This is a genomic window from Paraburkholderia sp. J76 (genome assembly GCF_905220295.1).
Taxonomy (GTDB): domain Bacteria; phylum Pseudomonadota; class Gammaproteobacteria; order Burkholderiales; family Burkholderiaceae; genus Paraburkholderia.
Map to the genome: position 1 here is coordinate 242,066 of NZ_CAJMZJ010000002.1, position 19,674 is coordinate 261,739.

Consider the following 19,674-nt stretch of genomic DNA (forward strand, 5'->3'; position numbering starts at 1 on the left):
GTCACGTTACGACGTCTCGCGCGAACGCCGCGCGAGCGTGCGAGCCGCGACAACGGCCGCCGCGAAGCCGGAAGCCGCGCCCACCAGCAAGGCCCAGCGCGGCCCCCAGTGGTCGGCGATCCACCCGACGATCGGCGCGCCGATGGGCGTGCCGCCGAGCGCCACGGCGAGGCGAATCGCCAGCACGCGGCCGCGCATGCCGGGCTCCGTGGAAAGTTGCATGAGGCTGTTGGTTTCGGTGGTGAACGTGAGGGCCGCGATGCCGATCATCACGAGCGCGCCGCCAAACCACCAGTACCCCGGCGCAACGGAAGCCAGCACACACCCCACCCCGAACGCCGCCGCGGCGAACAGCAGCGATACGAAACGCGGATGGCTGCGCCCCGCGCCGAAGAAAGCGCCGCTCATGGTGCCCACCGCCATCATGGAAGAAAGGAGTCCGTAGCGTCCCGCGTCGGCGTGGAAAACGTTCACGGCCATCGTCGAGATGAAGATTGGAAAATTCAGCCCGAACGTGCCGATCAGGAAAAGCATGACGAGAATGGCCCGCAAGTCGGGGCGCGCCCACACGTAGCGGAATCCCGCGGCAATGCCGCCCTTCGCGGGCTGCCTGAGCTTCGCCGAACGCAGTTCGTCCACGCGCAGACGCGTAAGCGAGATCAGCACGGCGACGAACGAAAGACCGTTGAGCAGAAAGGCCCAGCCCACGCCCACCGATGCAATCACGAGCCCCGCCACCGCAGGCCCGATCATGCGCGCGGCGTTGAACGACGTGGAATTGAGCGCGACGGCGTTGGAGAGATCGGCGTCGCCCACCAGTTCGGAGACGAAGGTTTGCCGCACCGGCGAATCGAATGCCGTCGTACAGCCGAACAGGAACGCGAATACGTACACGTGCCAAAGCTGCACGAGTCCCGTTGCCGTGAGCACGCCCAGCGCGATGGCAAGTGCGCCGAGCAGCGCCTGCGTCACCATGAGCAACTTGCGCTGGTCGAAATGGTCGGCGGCGAAGCCGGACCAGGGCATGAAGAGCATCTGCGGGCCGAACTGCAGGCCCATGACGATGCCCACCGCCGCCGCGCTGTGGTGCGTGAGGCCCGTGAGCACGAGCCAGTCCTGCGCCGTGCGCTGCATCCACGTGCCGACGTTCGAGACGAGCGCGCCCGCCGACCACACGCGGTAGTTGTAACTCCTGAGCGAGCGGAAAAAACCCGAAGCGGGAGCGCCCATATCGACCGCCTCGCCTTATTCGGCCACGAGCCGCTTGAGCAGTTCGACTGCCGCGGCGAGCTGCTGCTGCTCGGCGTCGCCAAGGCGCGCCTCGATCCGGCGCGAGAGCCAGTCCTGACGCGCCGCCCGCCCTTCCTTGAGCCAGTCGCGAAACGCCTGGGTGAGCGACCAGAGCGTCTGGCGCCCGTCGTTGGGGTCCGGCGCGCCGCTGATATGGCCCGCCGCCTCTAGCGGCCCGATGAGCGTGCCCATCGACTGAGGGCGCATGCCCTCCGCGCGCGCGAGGTTCGACACGGTAGCAGGCCCCTCGCGTTCGAGCCGCAGCAGGACCGCCATCTGCGACGGTGTGAAGTCGCCGAGGATCGCCTGCTCGCGAAAGCGCCGGCGCAGTTGCCCAACGAGCGCTCGCAGGTCGCCGGCAAGCGACGCGGCGAGGTCGGGTGGAGAAGTTCTGGCGCGCTCGGTCATCTGCCCATTCTAGGAGATGTGAAGGTAAACTGCAAAGATAACCTTCATATTTTCGGTCTGGGGGCGGGATCAAGCTCAGGCACCGCTGGAAGACGAACTGGCGATAAAGCGCGCCGTTTTTTCCGTTCAGCCAGGTTGGCACGTTGATAAGGATACCGATTCGTTCTTTATCTTGCCTCAGCAGTTGCCGTCAAGTTGGCAACGCCGAAAACGCACCTTCGTCGATCGTGCCGGGATCGACTCGCGGAACCGAGCCACAACGTCGACGACTCTTCCCTTTCTCAGCGAACGCGTCTCTCGCGCGGTCCTCGAGCGCGGCCGCCCGGCCCCGATGCGTGTGCACGCGATTATCGATATGCTGAAGACCTGTCTGGCCAAAGCGCGACGCATGGACCGATAGTTAATATCGGACGATTCGCGTTGGCACGTACAGCGCAAGCTGTCTACATTGAACGGGCGCACAGCCCATCGAACGGTGAGTGCGAAGTGTCCCAAAAGCCTTCCGGTAAGTTGTCTCGTCATACCTCGGTCAGCGGCTTCGTGGAAGTGCGCGGTGCTCGCGAGCATAACCTCAAGGATGTGGACGTCTCCATCCCGCGCGACGCGCTCGTCGTGTTCTCAGGCGTCTCCGGCTCAGGCAAGTCCTCGCTTGCGTTCGGCACCATTTATGCCGAGGCGCAGCGGCGTTACTTCGAGTCGGTCGCGCCTTATGCGCGGCGCCTGATCGACCAGGTGGGCGTACCGGACGTGGACGCCATTGACGGCCTCCCGCCCGCCGTGGCGCTGCAACAGCAACGCGGCGCCAGCAACGCACGCTCTTCCGTAGGCAGCGTGACTACCCTGTCCAGTCTCGTACGCATGATGTATTCGCGCGCTGGCGCCTACCCGGCGAACCAGCCGATGCTGTATGCCGAGGATTTCTCGCCCAACACGCCGCAGGGCGCGTGCGCCACCTGTCATGGTCTGGGCCGTGTGTATGAGGTGACCGAAGGCACCATGGTGCCGGACCCGTCGTTGAGCATCCGCGAGCGCGCCATCGCCTCCTGGCCGCCCGCCTGGCATGGGCAGAACCTGCGCGACATTCTGGTGACCCTGGGCTATGACGTCGACCGGCCGTGGAAGGACCTGCCGAAGAAAGACCGCGACTGGATCCTGTTCACCGAGGAAACACCCACGGTCCCCGTGTATGCGGGCCTCACGCCCGCGGAAACCCGCGTCGCCCTCAAGCGCAAGCTGGAGCCGAGCTACATGGGCACCTTCACCGGCGCGCGGCGTTATGTGCTGCATACCTTCGCCAACACGCAAAGCGCGTTGATGAGAAAACGCGTGTCCCGCTTCATGGAAGGAAGGCTATGCCCCACATGCCACGGCAAGCGGCTCAAACCGGAGGCATTGTCCGTGACCTTTGCTGGCGTGGACATTGGCGAATTAACGCAAATGTCGCTGGACCGGTTGGCTAACCTGCTCGAACCCATAGCACATGGCGATTTCCGCGCCCATTCTGCCGGAGCAGGCACCGACAAGGAAGCGACCCGGCGCGACCGCGCCGCGCGCGCAACCGCGGGCCGGGCCACGCACGCAATCTCACCAGACGTGCGCCGCACTTCCGCATTGTCGGAGGAGAAGCGCATGGCCGCGCAGCGCCTCGCCGAAGGCGTGGTCGCGCGGTTGCGCCAGTTGCGAGGACTAGGCCTGGGTTATCTGACGCTGGATCGCGCTACGCCAACGCTCTCGGCGGGTGAGCTTCAGCGGCTTCGGCTCGCGACGCAATTGAGTTCGATGTTATTCGGCGTCGTATATGTGCTCGACGAGCCTTCGGCGGGCCTGCACCCTTCGGACAGCAACGCCCTCTACGACGCCCTCGACACGCTGCGCGACGCGGGCAATTCGGTGTTCGTGGTCGAGCATGACCTGGATCTGATGCGCCGCGCGCAATGGCTGGTAGACGTGGGACCGGACGCCGGCGAGCGCGGCGGCCGCGTGCTCTACAGCGGCGCACCCGCAGGCCTGCGCGCGATCGCCGAATCCCGCACCGCACGCTACCTGTTCGACGAGATGCCCGCGCCACCCAGCCGCGGACGCACGCCCAGCGGATGGCTCGAACTGCGGGGGATTCAACGCCACAATCTCCGCGGCGTGGACGCGCGTGTTCCGTTGGGCGTGTTGACCGCGGTCACGGGGATCTCCGGTTCCGGCAAATCCAGCCTCTTCGCACAAGCATTGCCCGAGCTGGTGCTCCTGCATCTGGGCCACGAACCCGAGGACGATTCGGCCGAAGCCACAAGCGAAGGGCCAACCGTGATCGAAACCACTGGAGGCCATCTGGCCGGTGATGTGGATGCCGTGCAGCGCGTGGTGCAGGTGGACCAGAAACCCATTGGCCGAACGCCGCGTTCGAACCTGGCCACCTATACCGGCCTGTTCGATCACGTGCGCAAGCTATTTGCCGCCACGCCGGATGCACGCCGCCGCCGCTTCGACGCGGGCCGGTTTTCGTTCAACGTGCCCAAGGGGCGCTGCGAGACCTGCGAGGGAGAAGGCTTCGTGAGCGTGGAGCTGCTGTTCATGCCGAGCGTGTATGCGCCCTGCCCGACTTGCCACGGTGCACGCTACAACGAAGCCACACTGAAGGTACGCTGGAACGGGCGCAACATCGCCGAGGTGCTCCAGATGAGCGTGGATGAAGCCCGCGACTTCTTCGCCAATGAGGACGTGGTAGCGCGCCCGCTGCAATTGCTGCGAGAGATCGGGCTGGGATACCTGTGCCTGGGACAGCCGGCCACCGAACTCTCCGGAGGCGAAGCGCAGCGCATCAAGCTGGCCACGGAGTTGCAGCGCAGCCAGCGGGGCCGCAACCTGTACGTGCTCGACGAGCCGACTACGGGGCTCCATGCTGCGGACGCCGATAGATTGCTGGTGCAGTTGCAGCGTCTCGTCGACGCGGGCAATACGGTGGTCATGATCGAGCACGACATGCGTGCAGTGACACAAGCCGATTGGGTGATTGATGTGGGACCAGGCGCGGGCGACGCCGGTGGCCGCGTGGTGGCGACCGGCACGCCGCAACAGGTGGCACGAACGTCTGGCAGCCGAACCGCGCACTTTGTCGCGCAGGAGTTGGCGCGGGGCGAATCGGCTGTACGGGGCCGTCATCGATAACGAAAGGACTCGCCTCGCCGCAGACGCTGCTGCCTGCGCCTGGTCGGAGTCGGTGTGTAGTTTCCACCTATAAAGATAAGTATTCCTGTCTTATGACGGAGAGCGCCTCGACACATGGCATGACTGGAATGTCTCTGCCGCAATTGAAACAGCTATCTGATAAGGATACCTATGATCCTGAGACGCAGTTATCCGGCAGCAGCAAACTCGACAACGCCCGCCAGAGCGCCACTTTGACGCCTCGATCAACGACACCCGTCCCTGTCAACTACGCAGCGCCTGACACTGCATGAGTTGCTGCAGATGGAAACGAGGCGCGTTAAATCGTCACTTCCCACTTCTGCAGAGCGTTGTCATCCACTCATAAACCGCATCCACCGCAGCGGAACGCGCCGGCTGCGCCGAGCGCATCAACCAAAGCGGCTTGAGCGTGAATCCCGGTACCTGAGACAAGACTTTGACGCGCCCGCATGTCAATGCATCACCCGCAGTCAGCCGCGACACCATGGCGATGCCCACCTCCTGCCCGGCCGCTGCCACCAGGAAACACGGATCGCTGACCGTCATGGCACGCCGTATTCGCAAGCCACCTCGCCTCAATTCAGGCAACCAGGGCGCCCATTCCGGGCGCGCCTCATGAATCAGCAATGGCGCCTGCGTCAGCACCTCGGGGAACGGCACCGAGCGCAAGCGGCGCGCGGTCTCCGGTCCGCAGATCGCGATAGCATCTTCGTCGAGCAAGGGCTCGCACACCACTTCGGGCGTGCGAATCTCCCTTGACGAAACGACAAGATCGACATCGACGCGATCGATCTCGTTGACCTTTTCCCCGGTCACGAGCCAGACCTCGATATTCGGCAACGCCTTCGCAAACGCGCGCATGCGCGGCATCAGCCAGCCCGATGCGAACTCGGGTGCGCATACGACGATGACCGAATCCGGGTTGCCATACGGCTCGATACGGTCGCGGCCATCGGCGAGCGTGGCCAGCGCCTCGGTTACCGTCTGAGCGTATAGCGCGCCAGCGGCGGTCAACGCGACCCCGCGCCCGATGCGCCGAAACAGCGGCTGCCCGGTCCATTCCTCGAGTTGCTGGATCTGATGGCTGATTGCCGATTGCGTCAGTACGAGTTCCTGCGCCGCGCGCGTGAAGCTGCCGAGCCGCGCAGCGGCGTCGAAGGCGAGCAAGGCCTGCAGGGGGGGAAGTCTGCGCATGGAACCGTAATCGGAAGATATTAAAAATATCGATACTTCCAGCAAGATTTTTCGCTTTTCGCCGGAATTCTTACTCGCAATGATACAGCCTGTCGCCACCCATACGCGCTCTGCCTTTCAGGCAGACATGAGCAATAGTTGTGTGACGGCACCCGTTAAAACCGACCGGAACGATCCGTATGACCCTGAATCTCGCGCCTTCCCACCTTACGCCAACCGCCGCAGCGGGCATCGCCGGGCAACCCTCGCCTCCGACGTACGCGGGCGTACTGTCCTTCATGCGCCGGCCGTACACGCGCGATCTCGACGGCGTCGACGTCGCCGTATCTGGCATTCCACTCGACCTCGCCACGACCTTCCGCCCCGGCACCCGCTTCGGTCCGGCAGGCATGCGGGCCGCATCGGTGCTGCTGTCCGAGCTGGGTGCGTTTCCGTGGGGCATCGACCCGTTCGATCATCTAAATGTCGTCGACTACGGCGACTGCTGGTTCGACGCCCACAATCCGCTCGGCATTCGCGACGCGATCGTCGCCCACGCACGCGGCATTCTCGCAACCGGCACGCGCATGCTGACGCTGGGCGGCGACCACTACGTGACCTACCCGCTGCTCGTCGCGCATGCGGAAAAGTACGGCAAACCGCTGAGCCTGATCCACTTCGACGCCCATAGCGACACCTGGCCGGATGACAATCCCGACTCGCTGAATCACGGCACGATGTTCTACAAGGCGATCCACGAAGGGCTCATCGATCCTGCACGTTCGGTGCAAATCGGCATTCGCACATGGAACGAGGACTTCATGGGCGTGCGCGTTCTGGACGCGCCGTGGGTGCATCGCAATGGTACGCAGGCGACCATCGACGAAATACTGGCCATCGTCGGCGACGCGCCCGCCTACCTGACCTTCGACATCGACTGTCTCGATCCATCCTGCGCACCCGGCACGGGCACACCGGTAGCCGGTGGACTCAGTTCAGCGCAGGCGCTGGAAATCGTTCGCGCGCTGGGCCCTGTCAATCTCGTGGGTGCGGACGTGGTGGAGGTGTCGCCGCCCTACGACCACAGCGACGTGACTGCGCTCGCCGCCGCCCATCTAGCGGTCGACATGTTGTGCCTGATGCGAAACCAGAAGCTTCAACGCCATCAACACATGTAAGACCACCGCAGGCCCCATCGAAAACCTTTCCGGGTAACCATCATGTCCCAGACCATCACGACGCCGATGCTGGCGGCACTACTTTTTGCTGCGTTCGCCGCGAGCGCGCATGCCGAAGACAAGCAACTCAATCTGTATAACTGGGCGGACTACATTGCAAAGGATACCGTACCGAATTTTGAAAAGGAGTCAGGCATTCACGTGCGCTATGACGTCTACGACGGCGACGAAACCTTGCAGGCAAAACTGCTCACTGGCTCGACCGGCTACGATGTGGTGGTGCCAACCTCGAACTTTCTTGCCAAACAGATCCAGGCGGGCATCTATCAGAAACTCGACAAATCGAAGCTGCCGAACCTGGTGAATCTGGACCGCAATCTGCTCAAGCTCGTCGCCGACGCGGACCCCGGCAATCAATACGCGGTACCGTGGGCATGGGGCACCACAGGACTCGGCTACAACCTCACACGCGTCAAAGCGATTCTCGGCAACGATGCGCCGCTCGACAGCTGGGACATCCTCTTCAAGCCCGAATATCTGAGCAAGTTGAAGAGCTGCGGCGTATCCGTACTCGACGCGCCGGCCGACGTGTTCGCGGTCACGCTACACTATTTAGGCAAGGACCCGAACAGCGAGAATCCGGCGGACTATCAGGCCGCCTATGAAAAGCTGAAAAGCGTTCGCCCCTATATCACACAATTCAACGCGACCACCTACATCAACGATCTCGCCGGTGATGACATTTGCTTTGCGCTCAGCTGGTCGGGCGATGTGTCGATGGCAAGTCATCGCGCGCGCGAAGCCCACAAGAACTACGAGATCAAATACTTCATCCCGGCCGGTGGCGCGCCGGTGTGGTTCGACATGATGGCGATCCCGAAAGATGCGCCGCACCCGCAATCCGCGCTCCAGTGGATCAACTATATCGAGCAGCCCGAAGTCCATGCGGCCATCACCAACGAGGTGTTTTATCCCAATGCCGATGCCGCCGCGCGCAAGTTTGTGCGCCCCGAGATTCTGAATGATCCGACCGTATATCCACCTGAGTCGGTGCTGAATACGCTGTTCCTGCTCAAGCCGCTTCCGCCGACGATCAAACGGCTCGAAAGCAGGCTGTGGACGCAGTTGAAATCGGGGGGATAAAGCCTGAACGGCATCGATTGCGTCGCGAGACGCAGTACTACGGCCAGTCCGTTCATGGCTGACCAGGCGGCATTGTTAGAAATCCTTAGCATTGTCGTCTATGGACGTACACACCTGTGATCTCTTTCCGGGCGGCCGTGAATCGCTCGCGATGCCGCGTCCGTCCGCGGGAGAGACATACAAGAAAGTTGGAGACACAATGAGTGAAAACAGTATTATGCAGGTAGAGTCGTTCGGTTTTGAGCGCATCCCCGATGCGTCGCGATACGCACGGCCGATCGATCTGTTCCGCCTGTTGTTTGGAGGTTGCAACACGTTTTCCACGTCGGTGCTCGGCAGCTTTCCCGTGCTGGCCGGGTTGTCGTTCAAGGCCGGCTTCTGCGCGATCGTGCTCGGCGTGCTCGCCGGGACCTGCCTCCTGGCGCCGATGAGCCTGTTCGGCCCGCGCAATGGCACGAGCGACCCCGTGTCGTCCGGCGCGCATTTCGGCATTCACGGCCGGATCGTCGGCTCGTTCCTTGCGCTGCTCACGTCGATCGCATTCTTCTCGCTCGCGGTCTGGAGTTCCGGCGATGCGCTCGTCGGCGGCGCGCACGAAGTGGCCGGCGTGCCGGTCAACGGCTGGACGCTCGGCGCAACGTACATGGTCATGGCGGTACTTGTGCTCATCGTCTGCATCTACGGCTTCCGCTTCATGTTATGGGTCAACAAGATCGCGGTCTGGGCCGCGAGCCTGATGTTCGTCGCAGGACTGATCGCGTTCGCAAACCTGTTCGACATAAACTATGCGGGCGCGGTGCGCGAGGGCAGCGCGGGTTTCTGGGCCGCGTTCGTCGGCGCCGTGCTGGTTGCGCTGAGCAATCCTGTGTCTTTCGCTTCGGCCCTCGGTGACTGGGCACGCTACATTCCCGAACGCACGCCGAAGCATCGCGTCATGGGCGCCGTGTTCGCCGCCCAGATCGCCACCTTCGTGCCGTTCTTCTTCGGTCTCGCCACCGCAACGGTCATTGCAACGAAGGCACCCGCATTCATCGCGTCGAACGACTACGTTGGCGGCCTGCTGGCGGTTTCTCCGCGCTGGTTCCTGCTGCCGATGTGCCTGATTGCGATTATTGGGGGGATGTCAACCGGCACGACCGCGCTGTATGGTACTGGACTCGACGTGTCGAGCATGTTTCCGCGGTTTCTGAACCGCGTCCGCGCGACGCTGCTGATCGGCACGCTCGCGATCGCGTTCATCTTCATCGGCCGCTTCGCGTTCAACCTCGTCGAAAGCGTCGCGACGTTCTCGACACTGATCGACACGTTCAGTTGCCCGTGGATGGCGATCATGGTCATCGGCTACGTGACACGCCGCGGCTTCTATCTCGCCGACGACCTGCAGGTCTTCAATCGCGGGCTCCACGGCGGGCACTACTGGTTCACGCGCGGCTGGAATCTGCGTGCGATGGGCGCGTGGCTACCGGCCGCCCTCATCGGTCTGTCATTCGTGAACCTGCCGGGACAGTTCGTCGGGCCGCTCGGCCATTTCGCGGGCGGACTCGACCTCAGCGTGCCGGTGTCACTGCTCGTGAGCAGCGTGCTGTATCTGACACTGCTGACGCTGTTCCAGGAACCGGATGGTGTGTACGGACCGCAGGGGCGGCGCTTCGTGCGCGATGGTAATCGCTCTGTCCGCCGGGGAGGCGAGGCGCCGGCTATCCAGCAGAACAGCTACTGAACGTCGCGCTTCGTTCGCCAGCTAGTCGGGACGATCGATGCGTCGCTGCTCGCGCGCGCGATGCGGCGCACGGTCCGCCAATTTGTGCGCGAGGAAATCGACCGGATGATTGAAACACGATAACGCGACGTTACCGCGTTCGCTCGTATCTGACTTTTTGCATCGCCATCCGATTTTGAATTTGCGTTTTCCGGTTAGCCGGAGGCGATTCGCAGGTCGAAGGGCGTAACCCGGAGGCGCTTGCCTGACAAACGAAAAACGGCGTTCGCGATTGCCGGTGCGACCGACGGGCTCGCCAGCTCCCCCACCCCGCCTGGCTTGTTCGCATCACCCTGTACGATATGAATGTCGACGTCCGGCATGTCGCTCATGCGGATCACCGGGTACGTATCGAAGTTGCTCTGCTGCACGCGCCCGTTGCGGATATCGATGCGGTCGCGCGTGGCGTGTCCGAGCCCCCACATCAGGCCGCCGTAGAGTTGCTCCTCTACGCTGGTCGGCGACACCGCGAGGCCGCAATCCGCCACGCAAGTGAGCTTCTCGACGACGATGGCGTCGCCCTTTCGTGCCACGCGTGCAATCACCGCGATGTAGCTGTCATAGGCCTGATTGCTCGATATGCCGAGCGCCGTGCCAGCGGGCAAAGGCCGCCCCCAGCCGGCACGGCGCGCCGATTCCTGTAGCACCGCGATGTGCCGGGGCCGATCGCGCATATGCGCGATGCGAAACTCCAGCGGATCGCGGCGCGCGGCGTGCGCTGCCTCGTCCATGATCGACTCCACGGCGAACACGTTGGGAATGTAGCTCACGGCACGATACCAGCCCGTCGGCACGCCGGTTTCGTGGCGCACCCAGCCGATGTCGCGATGTGGCGCGCTATAGGCGAATTCCCACTTCGTGATGGCCTCGGTCGTGCTGTAGTCCATGCGGTCAGCGCGACCGAAGTAGCCGGGCTCCCACTGTTCGGGCGAAGCCGGGGCCACCGCACGCAATTCGAGCGAGGCGAGCTGGCCCTGCCTATCGATCACCGCTTTCGCGCGATGATGGCTCGCCGCGTGATAGAACAGCGCGCGCATCTCGTCTTCACGGCTGTTCATCAGCTTGACGGGTTTGCCCGTTCTGAGTGCGAGCCACGTCACTTCGAAGAGCCAGTACTTCGATTCGCGGGCGCCGAAACTCCCACCCGAGACGAGCTCGTGCAGCTTTACGCGACGATCAGGAATACTACCGATTACCCTGGCAGCTTCCAGCGCTGTGGAAGGCACCTGCAGTCCGCTCCAGTATTCGATGCCGCCATTTCTCGCCCAGGCGGTCACGTTGATCGGCTCCATCGGATTTGCCGCCTTGTACGGCATCGAATAGGAAGCCTCGATCGTCCGCGAACCGGCCGCGTGGATCACACGGGCGTCGCCGTCCTGAATCGTCGGCACGACCCGCGCAGCGGGATCGTCGAGCCACGCGGCCTGCCGCGCAGCGAGCGTACTGCTGTCGAACGACTCGAAAGGGCTCTCGTCCCACTCGAGATGCAACGCTGCCTGCCCTCGATGGGCGGCCCAGTAGTCGTCGGCGAGCACGGCGACGCCCGCCTGATTGCCGCCGGGCACGTCGGGGCGCGCCGGAATTTGCAGCACCTCGCGCACGCCCGGTATCGCGAGCGCCGCCTTCGCGTCGACGCTACGCACGCGGCCATCAATCATCGGCGAACGCGTGATCACGGCCACGCGCATTCCGGGCAATGAAACGTCGATGCTGTAGGGAAAGCTGCCATTGGTCTTCTGCGCGGCGTCGCGCTTCTTGCGCAGCTTGCCCACGTATTTGAATTCGCCTGGAGACTTGAGCGCAACGTCCTTTGGTACGGGGAGCTTCGCCGCGCGCGCAGCAAGCGATCCGTAGTTGGCGCGTCGCCCTCCCGCGGCGTGAGTCACATACCCGTTGTCGGTCGCGAGGGCCGAGCACGGCACGCCCCACGCCTGTGCGGCCGCCTCGATCAGCATCGCACGCGCTGTTGCGCCCGCGCGGCGCAGCCTCTCGTATTCAAGCGCGACGCTCGTGCTGCCGCCCGTCGAAAACACTTTCCAGAGCGGATGAATATATTGGGGGAAGAAGGGATCCTCGGGTGTGATGACCTCCACGCGAAACGGGTCGACGTCGAGTTCCTCGGCCACGACGGCTGCGAGCGCCGTGTGTGTCCCCGTGCCGGAGTCGTGCTTGTGCACGACCAGCTTGATCGTGTCGTCGGGCAGCACGCGCACCCATGCGTTCGGCTCGAAGGCGCCAGGCTGAGGATGCGGGTCGCCACTGCCCGATGGACCGGTCTCACCGGCGCGGGCTTCGGGCAGAATGAAGCCCACGGCGAGGCCGGAAGCGAGCAGCGCCGAACCCTGCCTCAGAAAGCGGCGGCGCGCGGCGCCGTGCATGGACGAACGATCGCGGCGCATTCAGTCCCCCTTGCCGGCGTGGCCCGGCGTCGCGGTCACGACCAGGTTCAACGCTGGATCGCCCGAAGCGGCGCGTTTGATCGCCCGATGAATCCGCCCATACGTGCCGCACCGGCACACGTTGCCCGACATGGTCGAAACGATCGTGGCGTCGTCGGGCACGCCGGCATGCGCGAGCAGCGCCGCAGCCTGCATTAGCTGACCCGACTGGCAGTAGCCGCATTGCGGCACGTCTTCGGCGATCCAGGCAAGCTGGAGCGGATGCCGCCCGTCGCGCGACAAGCCTTCGATTGTCGTAATGCGCTGCCCGTCCACTGCCACCGCCGGCAGCACGCACGAGCGCACCGCCTCGCCTTCGAGGTGCACCGTACAGGCGCCGCACAAACCCTTGCCGCAACCGAACTTCGTGCCGGTAAGCTTGAGGCGGTCGCGCAGCACCCAGAGCAAAGGCATGTCGTCCGGCACATCGTCAACGGTATGCCGGGTATCGTTCACCACAATCGCAATCACTCGCGCTCTCCCGTATTGTTGCCGCTTCGGATCGCACCACCGCGTCCGCTGCACGTGTTGATTATTGAAAGCCGCCGTGCGCCGCGCCAGCGATCATTTCCTCGATCCCCTGTAAGCCGGACTAACACATGCTCAAGCGCTACCCCTCGATCCAGTCGATGCAGGCCTTCCTGCAGGCGGCACGGGCCCGCAGCTTTTCGAGCGCTGCACGTCAGCTTGCCCTCACGCACAGCGCGATCAGCCAGCAGATCCGCTCGCTCGAAGACTTCATCGGCCAGCCGTTGTTCGCACGCGTTGGCGGCCGCGTCACGCTCACCGATACAGGTACGCTGTTCGCCAGTCAGTTATCGGACGGCCTTGAGCAGATCGACCGCGCAATCTCGAGCGTCAAGGGACGGCGCGCCGGGCCTTCCATCGCGCTCGACGTGGATCCGGAACTCATGCAGGGCTGGCTTCCCTCGCGTTTGCCCACGCTCGTCGATGCACTGAAAGGCATGCCGTTGACCGTGCTCTCCGCGCCGCGCTACGACCGCTATGCGTTCGAACACGTCGATCTCGCGCTGCGCTACGGCTATGGGGAATGGGAAGGCGTAGACAGCACGCTCGTGTGCCACGACCGGTTAGCGGCTATGGCCGCGCCCGCATTGCTCGAACGTCATGGACTCGCGCTGCCGCTCACTCCCGAACAGGTGTTGACGCTGCCGCTGCTCGGCTACACGAAGCGTTCGTGGATACCCTGGCTGGAAGAAGCCGGCCTTGCCGGCGTGGAACCCGACACCGTTGCGGTGCTGGACAACGCAGCGGGGCTGGTGGCGTCGCTGCGCTCCGGGCTAGGCGCCGGTCTCGCACGCGGACTGCTCGCTGCCGACGCGCGCCGTGAGGGGACTATCGTGGCGCTCAACGACGTCACGCTTCCCACCCACTACAACCTCTACGCGATCTGGCCGCGCGAGCGCGCGGCGCTGGTTGCGCCGCTTGTCGAAATCATCGGCGAGATGGCCGCCCGTACGCTGGCCTGATGCTTCAGCGCCCGCGCTTCAATTTTGCGTGGGGCGCCCGGCGCTTGCTGCGTCACCGGACATGGCGGCGGCCACTTCGCGGACGGTTTCGAGAAAGGCGTGCAGTACGGGCGAGGCGTCGTCCGCCCGATAGCGTGCGTGCAGCGAGACCTCGAGTTCGGCCTGCGCGAGCTTCACGAACGCCACCCCACCCGTCGAGATCTGCCGCGCGGAACCCGGTAGCAGCGCAACGCCGAGCCCTTCCCTCACGAGCGTAAGCAACGTGTGCACCTCGACTACCTCGTATTCGATATGTGGCGTGAAACGCGCCTTCACGCAAGCGTCCTGAAGAAATCGCGCGAGCTGCGACTGGCGAAGACCGAACGAAACGAAGCGCTCGTGGGCCAGTTCGCTTAACAGGATTTCCTCACGCCCGGCGAGCGGATGACCGGCCGGCAGCGCGGCGAGGGCCGCATCGCGCCCGATCGCTTCGCTACGAATTTCCGGGTCGTCCTGGTAAAGCCGAAAAAAACACACGTCGAGCCGCTTCTCCTTCAAGGCGGCGATCTGCTCCGTAGGCGTCATTTCGTGCAGCGTCCAATGCACCTGCGGGTGTCGCTCCGTAAATGAACGCAGCGCGCCCGGAATCGGCGCGACCATCGCCGAGCTAATGATGCCCACTGCGAGACTGCCCACCTCGCCGCGGCCGGCGCAGCGCGTGAGATCGATCGCTCGTTCTAGCTGCCCGAAGATCAGCGGCACCTGCTTGCTCAGTGTTTTCCCTGCCTCGGTCAACTCGACGCGGTGCTGCGCACGGTTGAAGAGCGGCGTGCCCAACTCCTCTTCGAGCAGACGGATCTGCTGGCTCAACGGTGGCTGCGAGATGTGCAGGCGCGCGGCTGCGCGCCCGAAATGAAGTTCGTCGGCGAGCACCGCGAAGTACCGCAAAAGGCGCAGATCCATAGGCTTTCCATATCGAAAACGTATCAAGATCGAGGGCAAAAAATATTGTACAGAGCCCTGCCGTCTTGTGAAACTGCGTCGCAAGACCGAGGCCTGAATAGCTATCCGAAGCATCCGGCAGGCACCGTACCCGCCGGCCACGACACTCTGGAGACACGTCATGAATACTGCCTCACATCCCGTCGATCGGATCCTGCCCTGGCGGCAGATGTTCACGCTCGGCATGCAGCACATGCTGGTGGCCTATATTGGAGCGATCGCCGTGCCACTGATCGTCGCCTCGGCGCTCAAGATGTCGCCGGCCGACACTACAGTCCTCATCAGCACCGCACTCTTTTGCTCCGGCATCTCGACGATCCTGCAAACCGTCGGCTTCTGGAAGCTGGGCGTGCGCCTGCCCATTCTGCAAGGCGTCGCGTTCAGCAGCGTCGGGCCCGTGATCGCCATTGGCCTCACTCCGGGCATCGGCTTCGCGGGCGTGTGCGGCGCAGTCATCGGTGCAGGTGTGTTCACGGCGTTCGCCGCGCCGCTCGTCGGCCGGCTGCGCCGCTTCTTTCCACCCGTCGTGACCGGTTGCATTGTCATCGTGATCGGGTTGCAACTCTTTCCGGTCGCCTATCAATGGGTGGGCGGCGGCAACGTCGCGAAGCACGACTTCGGCTCACTGCCCTTTCTCGGCGTGACCCTGCTCGTCGCAGCCGTGATCCTTTTCGTCAACCGGTTCGGCACGCCGTTCGTGCGCAATCTCTCGGTGCTGATCGGGCTTGTCGCCGGCACAGGACTCGCCGTTGCGCTCGGCATGGGCCACTACGGCAACGTGGCCGCCACGCCCTGGTTCACACTGCCGGTGCCGTTTTATTTCGGTACGCCCGTGTTTTCCATAGTGGCCATCGCCACGATGGCCGTCGTGATGATCGTGCAGATGGTCGAATCGATGGGCTTGTTCGTGGCGATCGGCGACATCGTGGACAAGGACGTGAGCGAGGAAGATGTCGTACGCGGCCTGCGCGCCAACGGCGTGGCGAGCGCGATCGCCGGCATGTTCGCGGCGTTCCCCTTCATTGCGTTCATGGAGAACGTCGGCCTCGTGATCCTCACCGGCGTACGCAGCCGCTGGATCGTCGCGGTAAGCGGCCTGCTGATGTGCGCCGTGGCGCTCGTACCCAAGTTCGGTGCCTTCGTGGCCGCAACGCCCTCGGCGGCGCTCGGCGGCGCAGGCCTTGCCATGTTCGGCGTAGTGGTCGCAGCAGGTGTACAGACGCTCGCGAAAGTCGACTACGAAGGCAACCGCTACAACGTGATGATCGTGGGCTTCACAATCGCAACCGCGCTGATTCCGGTGATGGCGCCGCAGGTGTTCGGACATATGCCTGCGTGGACGCAGCCCTTTCTGCACAGCGGCGTCGTGCTTGCGTGCTTCGTTTCCGTCCTGCTCAACGCGATATTGAACGGCGTGCGCCCCGCTGAGCGTAAGGAGGATCACGCGGAAGCGGCTTGCGGCGCGATGGCGCGCGAATGACCGGCAGGGGCCGCTGAAACCGTCACGTTTTCCATTACCTGAATTTAGTGAGGATGTCTTATCGTGAACGTATCGAATGAATCGATATTGATCCGCAATCCTGCCGCCGTGATGAGCGGGCGCATGGGCGCTGATGCGCGCCTTGGCCAGGTCGACCTGCGCATCACGGCCGGTCGAATCGAGTCGATAGCGCCCAATCTCACGCCCCGCTCCGGCGAACGCGTGATCGACGCGCGCGACTGCGTTGTTTATCCAGGGTGGGTCAATACGCACCATCATCTGTTCCAGAATCTGCTCAAGGCGGTGCCGGCGGGCATCAATGCGGACCTGCAGGACTGGCTCGCCGCCGTGCCCTATCCGCGTCTTGCACGCTTTACGCCTGAACTCGCACGTACGGCGGCACGGCTGGGGCTCGCGGAAATGCTGCTTTCGGGCGTGACCACGTGCGCCGATCACCACTATCTGTATCATGCGCACGGCACCGTCGAGACTGGCGACCTGCTATTCGAGGAAGCGGCCGCGTTCGGTTTGCGCTTCGTGCTGTGCCGGGGCGGCGCGCTGCAAGCTGCGGGCGATCATCCTGGCTTCTCGAAGATAGCGCTCCAGCCCGAAACACTGGACCAGATGCTCGCCGATATCGAGCGCCTCAAGGCGCGCTATCACGACGGCGGCCCGGCCTCGATGCGTCGTGTCGTGCTCGCGCCCACTACGCCCACCTTCTCGCTGCCGCCAGAACTCCTTCCTGAGTTGGCACGCGCTGCGCGCGGCATGAAGCTGCGCATGCACACGCACCTCTCGGAGACCACGCGCTATGTGGACTTCTGCCGCGAGCGCTTCGGCAAGCTGCCGGTGGAGTTCGTGGCCGACCACGACTGGCTCGGCCCCGACGTCTGGTTCGCACATCTCGTGCATCTCGAGCCCACCGAGATTGCGTTGCTGGCCGAAACCGGCACGGGCTGTGCACACTGCCCGGTTAGCAACGCACGTCTTGGCAGCGGCATCGCGCCCGCGCCACGCATGGCAGATGCAGGCGTGCCCGTTTCGCTCGCGGTCGACGGCGTCGCGTCCAACGAATCGGGCAGCATGACCCATGAGGCGAACTTCGCGTGGCTCGTGCACCGGGCCGCGCACGGCGCCGCGGCGACCACGGTTGAGCAAGTTGTCCATTGGGGCACGGCCGGCGGCGCGCGCGTGCTGGGAATCGACGATGTGGGCACGCTTGCGCCCGGCAAGGCTGCGGATCTGGTGCTTTACGACCTCAATGCGCTGCGCTTCGACGGTTTCCACGACCGCGCGGTCGCGCCCGTCACAGCCGGCGAGCCGGCACGCGTGCGTTATAGCATCGTCAATGGCCGCGTGGTGGTTGAAAACGGCGAGATTCCTGGCCTCGACGTCGAGGCGTTGCGCCGCGACGCCGCCGAAGGCGTGCGGGCGTTGCTGGACTGAGCGCGCGGCGGCTGTGCGTGCCCGCGGCAGGCGCGTCCAGTTGCCTCAACATAGGGCTCAAAGCCAATCGACCGCGTCAGCATCAAGTTGAAATCCAGACACACGGCCAGCACGAATGCCGGAATCAACGAAGCGAAGTTCTTTAGCCTGAGGCCCTTGCCCAATACCAGGAACGTCAGGAACAACATGAACAGCTCGAGCATGATTTCGAGGAAGCCGGACTCAGCGTCGAACCGGCCTTTCGCACGAATTCGATCGAGACGATGAAGCGCCTCGCGGCAGCAAGCGAGGCGATTGCTTTTCTGAGCAAGTTCGACATCGCGGACGAGTACCGGGAGGAGGTGCTCACCTACCGGCAAATTCGCGACCGTGCCTTTAGCAGGAACGTTTTATCCCTCGTACGGCGGGAAAAGCACGGGCGCGGCCTGGCGAGCTTGCTGCTCGCCGAGGAAATCATGGGCGTCCTGGGTTCGATTAGTGGCTGAGCGCCACCGCGAAGGCCCGGCGTGAGAAAGCCTGGGCGAATACGTTTCTCCACTGCGTCGATAGTCCAGCGCACCGGGCGAGACCGCGCCCGGTGCTAACGATCGTCAAACCTCAACGGCGACCGGCTCGCGCCACACGCACAAATCGAGCATCACCTTCAGGCGAAGGCGATCGAGGTTGCGGCCGATGAACACGATCTTGCTTTCCCGCTCGCCGTCCGGCCACGGTTGCGCCGCGTGCAGATCGAGCTGCCGGTGCACTGCCTGGACTACGTGACGCCTGGCATCGCCCGCGACATCGAAAATGCCTTTCATGCGGAACACGTCGTCGCCCTGCGCGGCAAGCAGCGCGCGCAAGCCCGCCTCTAGCCTCGCGCGGTCGAACGGCCGATCGAATACGACCGACACCGAACTCACCGAGGGGTCGTGGCGATGTCCGTGAACACGCTCTTCATCGGCGTGATCGTGCGTGTGATCGCAGGCCTCGTCGCAAACGTGATCATGATCGTCGCCGTGGTGATGGTCGCGCTCGTCGAGGTTCGCGTTTGACGGCGTGAAGCCGCCAATGCCGAGGATCTTCGCGAGATCGACCTGCGCATAGTTCGAACGCAAAATCTGCGCGCCCTCGTTCAGCTTGCGCAATCGCGCTTCGAGCGCGGCGACCGTATCGGCGTCCACAAGATCGGTCTTGTTCACGATGATCCGGTCCGCCGCGACAATCTGGTCGACCGCTTGATTGTCGAACCCGTGCAGTTGGGGATCGTCGAGATGGCTCTCAATGTGCAACGCGTCGACGAGGGTGACGACACCGTCGAGCGCAACCTGACGCGCGACGTCGTGATCCATGAAGAACGTTGCGGCAACCGGCGTCGGGTCTGCGAGGCCGCTCGTCTCCACGAGAATATGATCGAACCGCTCGGGTCGTTCGAGCAGTCTCTGCAGGATCTTCACGAGATCCGTGCGCACGTCGACCGTGCAGCAGATGCAGCCGTTCGTCATCTGGAAGATTTCCTCGTCCGAGGTCATCACGAGATCCGAATCGACGTCGACTTCACCGAACTCGTTCTCGATCACGGCGATGCGGTAGCCGTGGCGCTCGGTCAGTATATGGTTGAGCAGCGTCGTCTTGCCCGAGCCGAGAAAGCCCGTGAGGATCGTGACCGGCACCGGTCGCGAGGTGGCTTGCGTATTGAGCGAGTTCATTGTGTCGTCTCCTTCTCGAG

14 protein-coding genes and 1 pseudogene are annotated in these 19,674 nt (G+C 63.8%); 8 read left to right on the forward strand and 7 right to left on the reverse strand.

Annotated features, from left to right (window positions below):
* Positions 1 to 6 precede the first annotated feature (6 nt).
* Positions 7 to 1,230, reverse strand: coding sequence for an MFS transporter (locus U5768_RS04625; RefSeq protein WP_322029202.1), 1,224 nt, complete (start codon positions 1,228 to 1,230; stop codon positions 7 to 9).
* 15 nt (positions 1,231 to 1,245) lie between these two features.
* On the reverse strand, positions 1,246 to 1,698 hold the full coding sequence (locus U5768_RS04630; RefSeq protein ID WP_322029203.1) for a MarR family winged helix-turn-helix transcriptional regulator: 453 nt from the start codon (positions 1,696 to 1,698) through the stop codon (positions 1,246 to 1,248).
* 486 nt (positions 1,699 to 2,184) lie between these two features.
* Here U5768_RS04630 and U5768_RS04635 point away from each other — a divergent pair, with 486 nt between their 5' ends.
* Complete coding sequence (locus tag U5768_RS04635; protein ID WP_322029204.1) at positions 2,185 to 4,857, forward strand: excinuclease ABC subunit UvrA; 2,673 nt, start codon at positions 2,185 to 2,187, stop codon at positions 4,855 to 4,857.
* A gap of 327 nt (positions 4,858 to 5,184) precedes the next feature.
* Here the strand turns inward: U5768_RS04635 and U5768_RS04640 are convergent, their stop codons facing one another.
* Positions 5,185 to 6,117, reverse strand: coding sequence for a LysR substrate-binding domain-containing protein (locus U5768_RS04640; protein WP_322029205.1), 933 nt, complete (start codon positions 6,115 to 6,117; stop codon positions 5,185 to 5,187).
* 134 nt (positions 6,118 to 6,251) lie between these two features.
* Here U5768_RS04640 and speB point away from each other — a divergent pair, with 134 nt between their 5' ends.
* From speB to U5768_RS04655, 3 genes are all read left to right on the forward strand, one after another.
* The gene (gene speB / locus U5768_RS04645) at positions 6,252 to 7,229 is read left to right on the forward strand and encodes an agmatinase (RefSeq protein ID WP_322029206.1); all 978 of its coding nucleotides are present in this window, start codon (positions 6,252 to 6,254) and stop codon (positions 7,227 to 7,229) included.
* A gap of 66 nt (positions 7,230 to 7,295) precedes the next feature.
* A complete protein-coding gene (locus U5768_RS04650; protein WP_322029577.1) occupies positions 7,296 to 8,372 on the forward strand; it encodes a polyamine ABC transporter substrate-binding protein in 1,077 nt (358 codons plus the stop codon).
* Positions 8,373 to 8,571: 199 nt separating this feature from the next.
* The gene (locus tag U5768_RS04655; RefSeq protein WP_322029207.1) at positions 8,572 to 10,092 is read left to right on the forward strand and encodes a purine-cytosine permease family protein; all 1,521 of its coding nucleotides are present in this window, start codon (positions 8,572 to 8,574) and stop codon (positions 10,090 to 10,092) included.
* A gap of 194 nt (positions 10,093 to 10,286) precedes the next feature.
* Here U5768_RS04655 and U5768_RS04660 read toward each other — a convergent pair whose 3' ends face one another.
* Together U5768_RS04660 and U5768_RS04665 are read right to left on the reverse strand one after the other, a co-directional pair.
* Positions 10,287 to 12,530, reverse strand: a complete 2,244-nt coding sequence (locus U5768_RS04660; RefSeq protein WP_322029208.1) for a xanthine dehydrogenase family protein molybdopterin-binding subunit — start codon at positions 12,528 to 12,530, stop codon at positions 10,287 to 10,289.
* Entirely contained in the window at positions 12,531 to 13,040 is a 510-nt protein-coding gene (locus U5768_RS04665; RefSeq protein ID WP_322029209.1) for a (2Fe-2S)-binding protein, read from the reverse strand.
* 128 nt (positions 13,041 to 13,168) lie between these two features.
* Between U5768_RS04665 and U5768_RS04670 the strand changes: the two genes are divergently transcribed.
* Positions 13,169 to 14,059 carry a LysR substrate-binding domain-containing protein gene (locus U5768_RS04670; protein ID WP_322029210.1) on the forward strand — a complete coding sequence of 297 codons (891 nt, stop codon included), beginning with the start codon at positions 13,169 to 13,171 and terminating at the stop codon, positions 14,057 to 14,059.
* Positions 14,060 to 14,077: 18 nt separating this feature from the next.
* On the opposite strand, the gene U5768_RS04675 is transcribed toward U5768_RS04670, so the two are convergent.
* Positions 14,078 to 15,001 (reverse strand): LysR substrate-binding domain-containing protein, encoded by a 924-nt coding sequence (locus U5768_RS04675; RefSeq protein ID WP_322029211.1) that lies wholly within the window; start codon positions 14,999 to 15,001, stop codon positions 14,078 to 14,080.
* A 160-nt stretch (positions 15,002 to 15,161) separates the two neighbouring features.
* On the opposite strand from U5768_RS04675, the gene U5768_RS04680 reads away from it, so the two are divergent.
* The 3 genes and pseudogenes from U5768_RS04680 to U5768_RS04690 all read left to right on the forward strand — a co-directional run.
* Positions 15,162 to 16,520 (forward strand): nucleobase:cation symporter-2 family protein, encoded by a 1,359-nt coding sequence (locus U5768_RS04680; protein WP_322029212.1) that lies wholly within the window; start codon positions 15,162 to 15,164, stop codon positions 16,518 to 16,520.
* A 63-nt stretch (positions 16,521 to 16,583) separates the two neighbouring features.
* Positions 16,584 to 17,966 carry an amidohydrolase family protein gene (locus tag U5768_RS04685; RefSeq protein WP_322029213.1) on the forward strand — a complete coding sequence of 461 codons (1,383 nt, stop codon included), beginning with the start codon at positions 16,584 to 16,586 and terminating at the stop codon, positions 17,964 to 17,966.
* A 215-nt stretch (positions 17,967 to 18,181) separates the two neighbouring features.
* A pseudogene (locus tag U5768_RS04690) lies at positions 18,182 to 18,451 on the forward strand (LysR substrate-binding domain-containing protein); the annotation flags it as partial.
* Between the two features lie 105 nt (positions 18,452 to 18,556).
* Here the strand turns inward: U5768_RS04690 and U5768_RS04695 are convergent.
* A complete protein-coding gene (locus U5768_RS04695) occupies positions 18,557 to 19,654 on the reverse strand; it encodes a GTP-binding protein (protein WP_322029214.1) in 1,098 nt (365 codons plus the stop codon).
* Between the last annotated feature and the right edge of the window lie 20 nt (positions 19,655 to 19,674).

Coding starts and splice junctions, on each gene's coding strand:
- U5768_RS04625 (WP_322029202.1), bottom strand. CDS start 1,230: ATGGGCGCTCCCGCTTCGGGTTTTTTCCGCTCGCTCAGGAGTTACAAC.
- U5768_RS04630 (WP_322029203.1), bottom strand. CDS start 1,698: ATGACCGAGCGCGCCAGAACTTCTCCACCCGACCTCGCCGCGTCGCTT.
- speB (WP_322029206.1), top strand. CDS start 6,252: ATGACCCTGAATCTCGCGCCTTCCCACCTTACGCCAACCGCCGCAGCG.
- U5768_RS04650 (WP_322029577.1), top strand. CDS start 7,296: ATGCTGGCGGCACTACTTTTTGCTGCGTTCGCCGCGAGCGCGCATGCC.
- U5768_RS04655 (WP_322029207.1), top strand. CDS start 8,572: ATGAGTGAAAACAGTATTATGCAGGTAGAGTCGTTCGGTTTTGAGCGC.
- U5768_RS04660 (WP_322029208.1), bottom strand. CDS start 12,530: ATGCGCCGCGATCGTTCGTCCATGCACGGCGCCGCGCGCCGCCGCTTT.
- U5768_RS04670 (WP_322029210.1), top strand. CDS start 13,169: ATGCTCAAGCGCTACCCCTCGATCCAGTCGATGCAGGCCTTCCTGCAG.
- U5768_RS04675 (WP_322029211.1), bottom strand. CDS start 15,001: ATGGATCTGCGCCTTTTGCGGTACTTCGCGGTGCTCGCCGACGAACTT.
- U5768_RS04680 (WP_322029212.1), top strand. CDS start 15,162: ATGAATACTGCCTCACATCCCGTCGATCGGATCCTGCCCTGGCGGCAG.
- U5768_RS04695 (WP_322029214.1), bottom strand. CDS start 19,654: ATGAACTCGCTCAATACGCAAGCCACCTCGCGACCGGTGCCGGTCACG.